Genomic DNA, 14,213 nt, shown 5'->3' with positions numbered 1-14,213 from the left:
CGCGTTCTATGGTACAATATATCTATACTACATAGTATAATTAAGTGAGTAAATCTTAATGGAGAAAGTATGAAATTAAATATTCAAGAAGTTCGTAAGCAGCCTGAAGGTTTGCATTTTGAGCAAACTCTGGACCTAGCAGCTGACTTACGTGACCGTAACCCAGAAATTTTAGATGTCAAAGATATTGTCGCAGTAGGAAAAGTTCAGTACGAAGACCGTATGTTTTTCCTAGACTATCTCTTGTCTTATACAATCGTTTTAGCATCTAGCCGTAGCATGGAACCGGTAGAATTGCAAGAATCATATCCAGTGACAGAAGTCTTTATGGAAGGTGCTACCAATCAACTGGATCAAGAAGTTTTGGATGATGACTTAGTTTTACCTATCGAAAATGGGGAAATCGACCTGGCCGAAAGTGTTTCAGATAATATCTTGCTAAACATTCCAATCAAGGTCTTAACAGCAGAAGAAGAAGCGGGTCAGGGATTTGTTTCTGGAAATGACTGGCAAATCATGACTGAGGAAGAATATCAAGCTCAACAAGCAGTCAAGAAAGAAGAAAGTAGTCCTTTTGCAGGTTTACAAGGACTGTTTGATGGAGACGAATAGATGGTTTTATCCAAGAAACGTGCCCGTCATGTCATTGAGGAAATTATAGCTCTTTTTCCAGATGCAAAACCTAGTCTAGATTTTCGCAATCATTTTGAACTCTTAGTTGCAGTTATGTTGTCTGCTCAGACGACAGATGCAGCAGTAAACAAAGCAACTCCAGCTCTATTTGAAGCCTTCCCTACACCGCAAGCCATGGCTGACGCAAGTGAGAATGACATTGCTAAACATATTTCTCGCCTAGGCCTTTATCGAAACAAGGCCAAGTTCCTTAAGAAATGTGCACAACAGTTATTAGAAGATTTTGACGGTCAAGTTCCGCATACTAGAGAAGAATTAGAAAGCTTGGCAGGAGTTGGTCGCAAAACGGCTAATGTTGTGATGAGTGTGGGCTTTGGAATTCCAGCTTTTGCGGTAGATACTCATGTGGAACGCATCTGCAAACACCATGATATTGTTAAAAAGTCAGCTACACCATTAGAAGTTGAAAAACGTGTCATGGATGTCTTGCCACCAGAAGAGTGGTTGGCAGCTCATCAGGCTATGATCTACTTTGGGAGGGCCATCTGTCATCCGAAAAATCCAGAATGCGAACACTATCCACAATTGTATGATTTTAGTTCATTATAAGGACAAACAATGAATGTTTTTACTTGCTTTGAACAGGCCTTTGTGATATAGTAAGGACAATAAAATATTCCTTTAAACCTGTCCCGTGAGGCAGGCAAGGAGCTCGATAAAGTTGAAGGGTAAGTCTATGCTGTTTCCAGTATGGCTCGCTTAATGATACATTCTCAAGTCTCCTTGTCTAAGGAGACTTTTCTTTTTGGAGGTTTGTCATGAAGACAAAAGAAGTTGTAGACGAATTAACCGTCAAGCGAGCAATTACGCGTATCACTTATGAAATTATCGAACGCAACAAAGATTTGAATAAAATCGTTTTAGCAGGAATTAAAACACGAGGTGTCTTTATCGCCCACCGCATCCAAGAGCGTTTGGAACAATTGGAAAATATTTCTGTTCCCGTTGTAGAATTAGATACCAAACCTTTCCGTGATGATGTCAAAAGTGGTGAAGATACTTCCTTGATTTCTGTTGATGTGACAGATCGCGAAGTTATTTTGGTGGATGATGTTCTTTACACAGGTCGTACAATTCGTGCGGCTATCGATAACATTGTCGGACATGGTCGTCCTGCTCGTGTGAGTTTAGCAGTCTTAGTAGACCGTGGACATAGAGAATTGCCAATTCGTCCAGATTACGTTGGGAAAAATATTCCAACCAGTCGTTCTGAAGAAATCATAGTTGAGATGACGGAACTTGATGGCCAAGATAGAGTTTTGATTACTGAAGAAGCTTAAAATCTAAAGGAGTAGCCATGTCAGAAAATCAACAAGCAATCAAACATGTGGTGTCCATGGAAGATCTCACTGTAGATCAGGTTATAAAATTGATTAAACGAGGGATTGAGTTTAAAAATGGAGCCCAGTTGCCCTACGAAGACCATCCCATTGTTTCCAACCTTTTCTTTGAAAATTCGACAAGAACGCATAAATCCTTCGAAGTTGCTGAGATTAAACTGGGACTGGAACGACTTGACTTTGATGTGAATACAAGCTCGGTAAACAAGGGTGAGACACTCTATGATACAATCCTGACCTTGTCTGCTCTTGGTGTAGATGTCTGCGTTATTCGGCACCCAGAGGTTGATTACTACAGGGAATTGATTGCGAGCCCAACCATTACGACATCGATTATCAATGGGGGTGATGGCTCAGGGCAACATCCTAGTCAGAGTCTGCTTGATTTGATGACAATCTACGAAGAATTTGGCCATTTTGAAGGTCTCAAGGTTGCGATTGCTGGTGACTTGGACCATTCACGTGTAGCCAAGTCCAACATGCAAATATTGAAACGTTTAGGTGCTGAACTTTACTTTGCAGGTCCTGAGGAATGGAGAAGCCAAGAGTTTGCAGACTATGGTCAGTTTGTAAGTATTGACGAGATTGTTGACCAGGTTGATGTTCTGATGTTGCTTCGAGTTCAACATGAACGCCACGAAAGTGGAGCAGTCTTCTCAAAAGAAGAGTATCACGCTCAACATGGCTTGAACCAAGAGCGCTACAATCGCTTAAAAGAAGAAGCGATCATTATGCATCCGGCTCCAGTGAATCGGGATGTGGAAATCGCTGACCACTTGGTTGAGGCTCCAAAATCACGCATTGTCCAACAAATGACCAATGGAGTTTTTGTTCGAATGGCAATCTTAGAATCCGTATTGGCAAGTAGAAAAGCCAAATAAGACACAAAACGTTAAAAGACGCCAGTGAGCGTCCACGAGAGGTGAAAATATGACAAAACGACTTCTAGTTTTAGAAGATGGCACAGTTTTTGAAGGTAAGGCCTTCGGTGCAGATATTGTTGTAACAGGGGAAATCGTCTTTAACACAGGGATGACAGGATATCAAGAATCCATTACTGACCAGTCTTATAATGGACAAATCTTGACCTTTACTTATCCACTAGTAGGAAATTATGGGATTAACCGTGACGACTACGAGTCTATTAGTCCTACTTGTAAGGGAGTTGTAGTTTTCGAAGAGGCACGTAGAGCCAGCAACTGGCGTAACCAAATGACGCTGGACGAATTCTTGAAGGCTAAGAAAATTCCTGGAATTTCAGGCATTGACACTCGTGCTCTTACAAAAATTATCCGTAAGCATGGAACAATGAGAGCAACTATTACTCATGTCGGTGATAGTATTGATCATATTTCAGATCAACTTCAAGCAACTGTCTTACCGACTGATAATATCAGACAAGTTTCTACCAAGACTTCTTATCCAGCTCCAGGAGTTGGCTTGAGTGTTGTCCTTGTTGACTTTGGACTTAAGCACTCTATTTTACGAGAGCTATCTAAACGTGATTGCAATGTGACTGTAGTTCCATATACAACTACAGCTGAGGAAATCTTGCATTTAAATCCTGATGGAGTTATGTTGTCAAACGGGCCTGGAAATCCAGAAGATGTACCAGAAGCTCTTGATATGATTCGTGGGATTCTCGGGAAAATTCCAATCTTTGGGATTTGTATGGGGCACCAACTCTTTGCCATGGCAAATGGTGCGAAGACCTATAAAATGAAGTTTGGTCACCGTGGCTTTAACCACGCTGTACGTGAAATTGCAACTGGGCGCGTGGACTTCACTAGTCAAAACCACGGTTATGCAGTTAGCCGTGAGGATTTACCAGAGCACTTAATCATCACCCATGAAGAAATCAATGACAAGTCAGTTGAAGGCGTACGTCACAGATACCAACCAGGTTTCTCTGTGCAATTCCACCCAGACGCAGCTCCTGGGCCACACGACGCAAGCTACCTATTTGACGAGTTTATCGAGATGATGGAAGCTTTCAAACAAACAAACTAAAGACGAGTGAGAAATCGTCGGAGAATTTATTTAATGGCAACCTGAGAGTTGCCAAATAGAAAGGCAGGTCGTTTCTTTTAGTCGCTATCAGGCGAGCTAAAAACTCCCTGCACTAGATTTTTTATCGAAAATAATCGTTTCTCTAAAAAATCGTCGGAGAATTTATTTAATGTCGCTCAGTGAGGCGACGAATAGAAAGGAGAAGATACATTGTTCGCGGAAGTGAACACGCCCTAAGAACTGTGTGAAAAAGATAAACATTGTCTTGACGCTGAAGGCGTCTGCACCAAGTTTCCTATTTTCACTGTGTTCTTTACGGGCTTTGTATCATAAACTATGCCTAAACGTACTGATATTCAAAAAATTATGGTGATTGGTTCTGGTCCGATTATTATTGGTCAGGCTGCTGAGTTTGACTATGCGGGGACTCAGGCTTGCTTGTCTCTGAAAGAGGAAGGTTATGAGGTTGTCTTGGTAAACTCAAACCCTGCAACCATCATGACGGATAAAGAGATTGCAGACAAGGTCTACATAGAACCGATTACACTTGAGTTTGTAACTCGTATTCTCCGTAAGGAACGTCCGGATGCTTTGCTTCCAACTCTTGGAGGTCAGACAGGGCTCAATATGGCCATGGAATTATCTAAAAATGGAATTCTAGATGAGCTTGGAGTCGAACTTCTTGGGACTAAATTGTCTGCCATCGACCAAGCGGAGGACCGCGATCTCTTTAAACAATTGATGGAAGAACTCAAGCAACCAATTCCAGAATCAGAAATTGTCAACACAGTTGAGGGAGCAGTTGCCTTTGCAGCAACTATTGGCTACCCAGTTATCGTCCGCCCAGCCTTTACTCTAGGTGGTACTGGTGGTGGTATGTGTGCCAACGAAGAAGAATTGCGAGAAATTGCTGAGAATGGTTTGAAGTTGTCACCTGTTACCCAGTGTTTGATTGAACGTTCCATTGCAGGATTCAAGGAAATTGAGTATGAAGTCATGCGTGACTCAGCTGATAATGCCCTTGTTGTTTGTAACATGGAAAACTTTGACCCTGTTGGGATTCACACAGGGGACTCTATCGTATTTGCACCTGCGCAAACCATGTCCGACTATGAAAACCAAATGCTTCGTGATGCTAGTTTGAGCATTATCCGTGCTCTCAAGATTGAAGGTGGCTGTAACGTTCAGCTTGCGCTTGATCCACATAGCTTTAAGTACTATGTCATCGAAGTAAATCCTCGTGTATCTCGTTCTTCTGCCCTTGCTTCTAAGGCAACAGGTTACCCAATCGCCAAATTGGCGGCCAAGATTGCGGTAGGGTTGACCTTGGATGAAGTTGTTAACCCAGTTACAGGTTCAACTTTTGCCATGTTTGAACCAGCCCTTGACTATGTGGTTGCTAAGATTCCACGTTTCCCATTTGATAAGTTTGAAAAGGGTGAACGCCGCCTTGGTACACAGATGAAGGCAACTGGAGAAGTGATGGCCATCGGTCGGAACATCGAGGAATCTCTCCTTAAAGCTTGTCGTTCTCTAGAAATTGGTGTCCATCACAATGAAATGCCAGAGCTTGCAGATGTTTCAGATGATGCCTTAATTGAAAAAGTTGTCAAGGCTCAAGATGACCGTCTCTTCTACGTATCAGAAGCTATTCGTCGTGGTTATACACCAGAAGAGATTGCTGACTTGACTAAGATTGATATCTTCTACCTTGATAAACTCTTGCATATCTTTGAGATTGAGCAAGAATTGGGCGCACATCCTCAGGATATTAATGTCTTGAAAACAGCAAAACTCAATGGTTTCTCAGATCGTAAAATCGCGGAACTTTGGGGAACTACAGCTGATCAAGTTCGCCAACTTCGTTTAGAAAATAAGATCGTCCCAGTATACAAGATGGTCGATACTTGTGCCGCAGAATTTGAATCAGAAACTCCGTACTTCTACTCAACATATGGATGGGAAAATGAGTCTATCAAGTCTAATAAGGAATCTGTACTTGTCCTAGGTTCTGGTCCAATCCGTATCGGTCAAGGGGTAGAGTTTGACTACGCAACTGTTCACTCTGTTAAAGCTATCCAGGCTGCTGGCTACGAAGCCATCATTATGAACTCAAACCCGGAGACAGTTTCAACAGACTTCTCTGTCTCAGACAAACTTTACTTTGAGCCCTTGACTTTCGAAGATGTGATGAATGTCATCGATTTGGAGCAACCAAAAGGTGTTATCGTTCAATTTGGTGGTCAAACAGCTATCAACCTAGCTGAGCCATTAGCAAAAGCTGGTGTGACTATCCTTGGTACTCAAGTTGCGGACTTGGACCGTGCGGAAGACCGTGACCTCTTCGAACAAGCCCTCAAAGACTTGGATATTCCACAACCTCCTGGACAAACAGCAACCAATGAAGAAGAAGCAGTACTTGCTGCACGTAAAATTGGTTTCCCAGTTCTCGTTCGCCCTTCATATGTCTTGGGTGGACGTGCTATGGAAATCGTTGAGAATGAAGATGATCTTCGTTCTTACATGCGGACTGCGGTTAAGGCTAGTCCAGACCACCCAGTTCTTGTTGACTCTTATATCGTCGGACAAGAGTGTGAAGTCGATGCCATTTCAGACGGAGAAAATGTCCTCATTCCTGGTATCATGGAGCATATCGAACGTGCTGGTGTCCACTCAGGTGACTCCATGGCTGTTTATCCTCCTCAAACCTTGTCGCAAAAAGTTCAAGAAACGATTGCAGACTACACCAAACGTCTTGCAATTGGCCTCAACTGTCTTGGGATGATGAATATTCAGTTTGTTATCAAGGATGAGAAAGTCTACGTCATTGAAGTAAACCCTCGTGCCAGCCGTACTGTTCCATTCCTTTCTAAAGTAACCAACATCCCGATGGCACAGGTAGCGACTAAGTTGATTCTTGGTCAAAGTCTTGAAGAGCTTGGTTACCAAGATGGGCTTTACCCAGAAAGTAGTCGCGTTCATATCAAGGCACCAGTATTCTCCTTTACCAAGCTAGCTAAGGTAGACAGCCTGCTTGGACCTGAAATGAAGTCAACAGGGGAAGTCATGGGTTCTGATACCACTCTTGAAAAAGCTCTCTACAAGGCCTTTGAAGCTTCTTATCTTCACTTACCAACCTTTGGTAATGTTGTCTTCACTATCGCAGATGATGCAAAAGAAGAAGCACTAGATTTAGCTCGTCGTTTCCAAAATATTGGCTACGGAATCCTTGCAACTGAAGGAACAGCAGACTTCTTTGCAAGTCATGGATTGAAAGCTCAACTCGTTGGTAAGATTGGTGATGATGAACATGATATCCCAAGCTACGTCCGCAAAGGAAAAATTCAATCAATCATCAATACAGTTGGTACTAAACGAACAGCTGATGAAGATGGAGAGCAAATCAGACGTTCAGCCATTGAACATGGTGTTCCTCTCTTTACAGCTTTGGATACAGCAGATGCGATGTTAAAAGTATTAGAAAGCAGAAGTTTTGTCACAGAAGCCATCTAAGAAAAAAATGATTCTCGAAAGGGAATCATTTTTTATTTTATGAAAATGAGAATGTTTTTACAATCATTAAAATGTAATCAAAATGAAATAGTAAGTAATAAAATTATAATAAATAATGAGATAGCTAGATATAAATCCATAAATAAAAGGGACTAAATCTTTCTACATATACATATATATTTATATCGAATTTCATATTTTTAACAAATACCTAAAACCCAGTAAAGAAAACGCTTTCGAAAACACGTAATTCTTTGAAAACAGTTTGAGCTTTTGATATGATAGAGGTGCTAAAGTGGGTATTTTATATCTTGCAACATCTGTCCTCAATCTACAGAATTTGTAGAAATATTACTTGCTGAAAGTAAAAAAATATAAAGGAGAACTTATCCATATGATAAGAAAAGAACAACAACGCTTCTCTTTGCGTAAATATAAGGTTGGTGTTGCATCAGTCTTTTTAGGAACAACTTTTAGCTTCATGATGGCTAATGGAGCCACAGCATTGGCGTCCGAGCTTCCGACACAGCCAGTTACCGAAGAGAAAACTGAGTTGGTAAATACGGGTGATTCTAGTGGGGAATTATCAAATAAGGATGTGGAAACTACTGAAGTAGTAGCTGAAGCTAAGGAAGAAGTCGCTGAACCTCAACCGACGGAAACTACTAATGTAGCAGAAGGTCAAGCTGCGCCAGAAGTAAAAGAAGAAATAAAGCCAGAAACTACTGAAGTAAAGTCTGAAGCTGCAACTTCAGAAAAACCTGCTACAGAAACTATCAAAGCTTCTGAAAAAAAGGAAGAAGTAAAACCAGCTGTTTCTGAAGGTAATAAACCAAAAGTTCGCAGTCGTCGTGCAGCAGAAGACCACAACTATACACCGGTTGTAACTGAAAACTATCTAAAAGATGGGGAAAAGGCTACACCAGAAATGACAGACCCAAATGGGGCAACTGTTAATTCTCAAACAGTTCCAGCTGGCTATGAAAGAAAAGAAGGAGATCTTTATACATACAGTATTGTCGAACTAACTGAGTTTAATAAACGTTACAATACAAATTACTACTCTCGTTCATACAAGAAATTTGATGATTCTACTGAAACAACTGTCGAATTAATTGATAAGAATACTGGTAATGTAGTAGAAACTAGAACGATTACTGCTTCAAGTGGAGTTCAAAGCTTTACGACAACTAAGGCTGCCTCTAATGGGGAGCTTACTTATCAAGTTGATTATAATAAAGGTGTTGCTGCTAGTAAGGCTGAAGCACCTCAACCCTTCCTTCAATATGGTTTTGAAGTTGGTGCAAGTATCCAAGCTTTAGTAGCTCCTGGACATAATCTTACTACTGAGGAACAAAAACTATTCGATGCAGTTTATAAAGCTCGTACTTCAACAGATATTATTAACATTGTAGAACCAGCTTATAATGGACGTCAAATTACAGATACAAACAGTAAAATTCCTGGACTTGTTGAAAAAACAACCTACTATAGAGTAGTAGATAAAAATAATGCTACATTTAACGCTAATAAAACAGATAAAACTGTTCAAGACTACGTGCCAAATGGTAATGAGGTAGATTTAGCTAAGTACACAACTAAAGCTATGGAAGGACAACATTTCACAGCTTCAGGTGAGCGCCAATTTGATGGTTATAAACTTTATCAATCAGCAGATCCGGATACCACATCTGGTTATGTCAGTCGTCCTTACAAAGTTGGTACGAAATTTATGGACGCTGAGCGCGCGGGAATTAAACGTATTAAAGAAATCGTAGACGAAGATGGTTCGGTAGTCGTTCGAGTTTATCTTTTAGATCCAAAACAACAAAGCAAACGTTCTGATGGTACCTTGGAAACAGATGGCTACATGTTACTAGCAGAAACCAAACCGATTAAACCGGGAAAAGCAAATACCGAAGATTTGGTAGTTAAGAAGTCTCCACTTTATACTATTCCTTTCACAGATAGTAAAGGTGTAAACTATCCAAACGGTAAAGAAATTCCATTTGACTTCCAAAAAGCTGGTGGATATGTACCATATAAAACGGTATTCGTACCATTCTTAGGAGACAAAATCGGTCACCTTTCTCCGAACGAACAATTGATTCGTGGAGTATATGGTATTGGTACAAACGTTGACTTATTAAACTCTTTAACACCTTATAAACAACCGATTTACTACTATGTAAAACGCGAACCAGCAAAAGTTACACCAGAATTCGAAAAAGAGCTTGCTGGACGTGTATTAACAGATGGAGAATTCAGCTTCAAGTTAACAGAAGAAAAGAGTACTCCAGATAAACATGAAGAAACTGTTACAAACAAAAATGGCAAGGTTACATTTAGTGAATTATCATTTAGCAATCCTGGTACCTATAAATATAAGATTACAGAGTTAAAAGGTTCTGATGCAAACGTTGACTACGATGCTATGACAGTTACAATGACAGTTACGGTAACTGAAAAAAATGCAGTGGGTGATCTCGAAGCTACAGTTAAGTATGATTCAGAAGGTGGATTTAGTGCAGATGCTAATGATAAAATCTTTAACAACTATGTAGTTTCACCAGTAGTTACTAAGTTTGATTTTACGAAGAAACTCGCAGGCCGCAAACTTAAGGAAGGTGAATTTAGCTTTGTCCTGAAGAATGCAGCAGGTGAAGAAGTTGAAACTGTTAAAAATAAAGAAGACGGAACTGTTACGTTCTCAGAATTATCATTCGATAATACAAAAGTTGGTACCCATACTTATACAGTAGAAGAGGTTATCCCAGCTACTAAAGAATTAGGAATGACTTATGACACCATGAAAGCAACGCTTACCGTGGAAGTTGCAAAAAATGGACATACCCTAACAACTGTAACAAATGTCAGCTCAGCAGGTGGTGTGAATGAAAATGGAGAATCAACAGATGGAACGGAAGATATAGAGTTTAACAATAAAATAACTCCTCCAGAAACACCAGAATTCCAACCTGAAAAATTTGTCCTCAGCAAAGAAAAATATGATCTCACTGGTGAGAAATTGCTAGATGATGATAATGAACTAACAGACGAATATGGTGAGACAAATGCTAATCCATATGCTGATACTGCTAAATACAATGAAGTAGAAAATATTAATACTAAGACAGTTGAACGTGGTTCAAAAATTGTTTATCAAGTTTGGTTGGATACAACTAAATTTACTGATAAAAACAATGTCCAATATGTAGGTGTTTCAGATAAATATGATGCTGACAAACTTACAGTTGAGTCTTCTTCAATTAAAGCTTACGATGGTAAAACTGGTGTTGATGTAACTGATAAATTTGATATTACAGTTGAAAATGGTACTATTAGTGCGACATCTAAGAAGAAATTTGTCAATGCTGATAATGTCATTGATACAACTGAATTTGAATTTGGAAGATACTACAAGTTTGATATCCCAGCTACAGTCAAAGAAAATGTTGCTGCAGGAGCTGATATCGAAAACACTGCCAACCAAATCGTTCACGTTTATAATCCAGTAAGTAAAACAGTTGAAAAACCAGAAAAACCTACTCAAAAACGTGTAAATACTGTACCAATTACAGTTGATCTCAAGTTTACTAAGAAGTTGGAAGGTCGTGAACTTCAAGCCAACGAATTCGAATTCGTATTGAAGAAAGACGGCGTTGAAGTTGAACACGTGAAGAATGACGCTGCTGGTAAGATTGTCTTCAAGTCTCTTGAATTCGGTCGTGATGATCTTGGTAAGACCTACAACTACACAGTAGAAGAAACTCCTGGTACAGATGCAACTGTCAAATACGACACAATGGTTGCTACTGTTAAAGTGGTTGTTTCACACGATGGTACAGCGAAAGCCATCGTTGCCAACGTCACAGACGCTGCTGATAAAGAGTTCAATAATACTGTAACTCCACCGGAAGAACCTAAGTTCCAACCAGAGAAATACGTTGTTTCTAAAGAAAAATACGATATCACTGGTGACAAGCTCGTTGATGACGATTCTGAATTGACAGATAAATATGATGATACAAACGCGAATCCATACGCGGATAATACCATCAATAATGAAGTGGAAAACTTAAATACTAAGACTGTTGAACGTGGATCAAAATTAGTTTACCAAGTATGGTTGGATACTACTAAGTTTGACGCAGCTAACAAGGATAACATCCAATCAGTAGGAATCTCAGATGACTACGATGAAACTAAGTTGAACCTTGATGCTACTAAGATCAAAGCTTATGACTCAGTAACAGGCGCAGAAGTAACTGATAAATTCGATATAACTGTGAACAACGGTGTGATTACTGCAACCCTTAAAGATGGCTTCACGAAGTCACTTGGCGATGCAGAAAACACACAAGTCATCGACACAACTAAATTCGCTTTCGGACGTTACTACAAGTTCGACATCCCAACAACAGTGAAAGCTGATGTTCCTGGCGGAATAGATATCGAAAATACAGCGGCTCAAGTAGTGAACTACTACAACCCAACCACTAAGAAAGTTGAAAAACCAGAAAAACCAACTGAAAAACGTGTAAACAACGTACCAATTCAAATTGAACTTGACTTCAAGAAAGCTCTTGCTGGTCGTCAATTGAAAGCCAACGAGTTTACTTTCCAATTGTTAGACGATGATGAATTCAATGTTCTTGAAACAGCAACCAATGATAAGGATGGTAAGGTTAAATTCACTAGCCTTAAGTACACAAACAATGATATCGGTGTTTACCGTTACAAAGTAGTAGAAGTTGCTGGTACAGACTCAACCGTTACATATGACAATATGAAAGCTGTTGTAACAGTCACTGTTTCTCATGATGGTAAGGCTAAAGCTTTAGTTGCTAAGGTCGGAGATATTGCCGATAAAGAGTTTAACAACACTGTGACTCCTCCAGAAGAACCTAAGTTCCAACCAGAGAAATACGTTGTAACTAAAGAGAAATACGACATCACAGGTGACAAGCTCGTTGATGATGATAAAGAGTTGGCAGACAAGTACGCAGATACTAATGCGGACCCATATGCGGACGATGCATCAAACAACGAAAAAGAAAACTTGAACACCAAGACTGTGAAACGTGGCGACAAGTTGGTTTACCAAGTATGGTTGGATACAACTAAATTCGACGTAGCTAACAAGGATAACATCCAATCAGTAAGTATTTCTGATGACTTCGATGAAACTAAGGTTGATGTAGATGCTTCAGCTATCAAGGCTTACGATTCAGTAACTGGTGCGGATGTGACAGACAAGTTCGACATTAAGGTTGAAAATGGTGTTATGACCGCAACTCTTAAAGATGGCTTCACTAAGTCACTTGGCGACGCAGAAAACACACAAGTTATTGACACAACTAAATTCGCCTTCGGACGTTACTACAAGTTCGACATCCCAGCCACTGTTAAAGCAGACGTTGAAGGTGGAGTAGACATCGAAAACACAGCAGCGCAAATTGTAAACTACTACAATCCAACTACGAAGAAAGTTGAAAAACCAGAAAAACCAACTGAAAAACGTGTTAACTCAGTTCCAATTGAAGTCGAATTCAACTTCACTAAGAAACTCGAAGGTCGTGAGTTGAAAGATGGTGAGTTCAGCTTCGTATTGAAAGACTCTAAAGGTACTGAAATCGAAACAGTTCAGAACGATAAAGATGGTAAGGTGAAATTCGCTAAACTTGAATTCACTAAAGCCCAAGTTGGAACTCATAAGTACACCGTAGAAGAAGTTAAAGGATCTGATGCGACAGTCACTTACGACTCTATGAAGGCTGAAATCACAGTAGAAGTTGAACACGATGGAAAAGCTAAAGCACTTGTGAAGACGCTAACTGACGCTCCAGATACAGAGTTTAACAACACTGTGACTCCTCCGGAAGAACCTAAGTTCCAACCAGAGAAGTATGTATTGGATACAGCTAAGTTCTCAATTACTGATAACAAGCTTCTCGATGATGATTCTGAGTTGGCAGACAAGTACGCAGATACTAATGCGGACCCATATGCGGACGATGCATCAAACAACGAAAAAGAAAACTTGAACACCAAGACTGTGAAACGTGGCGACAAGTTGGTTTACCAAGTATGGTTGGATACAACTAAATTCGACGTAGCTAACAAGGATAACATCCAATCAGTAAGTATTTCTGATGACTTCGATGAAACTAAGGTTGATGTAGATGCTTCAGCTATCAAGGCTTACGATTCAGTAACTGGCGCTGATGTGACAGACAAGTTCGACATTAAGGTTGAAAATGGTGTTATGACCGCAACTCTTAAAGATGGCTTCACTAAGTCACTTGGCGACGCAGAAAACACACAAGTTATTGACACAACTAAATTCGCCTTCGGACGTTACTACAAGTTCGACATCCCAGCCACTGTTAAAGCAGACGTTGAAGGTGGAGTAGACATCGAAAACACAGCAGCGCAAATTGTAAACTACTACAATCCAACTACGAAGAAAGTTGAAAAACCAGAAAAACCAACTGAAAAACGTGTTAACTCAGTTCCAATTGAAGTCGAATTCAACTTCACTAAGAAACTCGAAGGCCGTGAGTTGAAAGCTGGCGAATTCAGCTTCGTATTGAAAGACTCTAAAGGTACTGAAATCGAAACAGTTCAGAACGATAAAGATGGTAAGGTGAAATT

7 protein-coding genes are annotated in these 14,213 nt (G+C 40.1%); all 7 read left to right on the top strand.

The features are described 5' to 3' along the window. Nucleotides 1–69 precede the first annotated feature (69 nt). Complete coding sequence (locus tag ACVC7R_RS07310) at nucleotides 70–612, top strand: YceD family protein (protein ID WP_447264144.1); 543 nt, start codon at nucleotides 70–72, stop codon at nucleotides 610–612. After that, nucleotides 613–1,242, top strand: coding sequence for an endonuclease III (nth, locus tag ACVC7R_RS07305; protein WP_447264143.1), 630 nt, complete (start codon nucleotides 613–615; stop codon nucleotides 1,240–1,242). Between the two features lie 209 nt (nucleotides 1,243–1,451). After that, on the top strand, nucleotides 1,452–1,973 hold the full coding sequence (gene pyrR / locus ACVC7R_RS07300) for a bifunctional pyr operon transcriptional regulator/uracil phosphoribosyltransferase PyrR (RefSeq protein ID WP_000850020.1): 522 nt from the start codon (nucleotides 1,452–1,454) through the stop codon (nucleotides 1,971–1,973). 17 nt (nucleotides 1,974–1,990) lie between these two features. Continuing rightward, nucleotides 1,991–2,914, top strand: coding sequence for an aspartate carbamoyltransferase catalytic subunit (locus ACVC7R_RS07295; protein ID WP_447264142.1), 924 nt, complete (start codon nucleotides 1,991–1,993; stop codon nucleotides 2,912–2,914). Nucleotides 2,915–2,963: 49 nt separating this feature from the next. Continuing rightward, complete coding sequence (locus ACVC7R_RS07290) at nucleotides 2,964–4,043, top strand: carbamoyl phosphate synthase small subunit (RefSeq protein ID WP_447264141.1); 1,080 nt, start codon at nucleotides 2,964–2,966, stop codon at nucleotides 4,041–4,043. Nucleotides 4,044–4,379: 336 nt separating this feature from the next. Then, nucleotides 4,380–7,556 (top strand): carbamoyl-phosphate synthase large subunit, encoded by a 3,177-nt coding sequence (gene carB / locus ACVC7R_RS07285; RefSeq protein ID WP_447264140.1) that lies wholly within the window; start codon nucleotides 4,380–4,382, stop codon nucleotides 7,554–7,556. Between the two features lie 394 nt (nucleotides 7,557–7,950). Then, the coding region (locus ACVC7R_RS07280) for an SspB-related isopeptide-forming adhesin (protein ID WP_447264139.1) at nucleotides 7,951–14,213 on the top strand (6,263 nt) is incomplete at its 3' end.

The organism is Streptococcus sp. Z554, assembly GCF_053010305.1.
This window is presented reverse-complemented; position numbering and strand designations above follow the sequence as displayed.

Bases quoted from the DNA above. Each gene is read 5' to 3' on its own strand.
- ACVC7R_RS07310 (WP_447264144.1), top strand. From the start codon at position 70: ATGAAATTAAATATTCAAGAAGTTCGTAAGCAGCCTGAAGGTTTGCAT.
- nth (WP_447264143.1), top strand. From the start codon at position 613: ATGGTTTTATCCAAGAAACGTGCCCGTCATGTCATTGAGGAAATTATA.
- pyrR (WP_000850020.1), top strand. From the start codon at position 1,452: ATGAAGACAAAAGAAGTTGTAGACGAATTAACCGTCAAGCGAGCAATT.
- ACVC7R_RS07295 (WP_447264142.1), top strand. From the start codon at position 1,991: ATGTCAGAAAATCAACAAGCAATCAAACATGTGGTGTCCATGGAAGAT.
- ACVC7R_RS07290 (WP_447264141.1), top strand. From the start codon at position 2,964: ATGACAAAACGACTTCTAGTTTTAGAAGATGGCACAGTTTTTGAAGGT.
- carB (WP_447264140.1), top strand. From the start codon at position 4,380: ATGCCTAAACGTACTGATATTCAAAAAATTATGGTGATTGGTTCTGGT.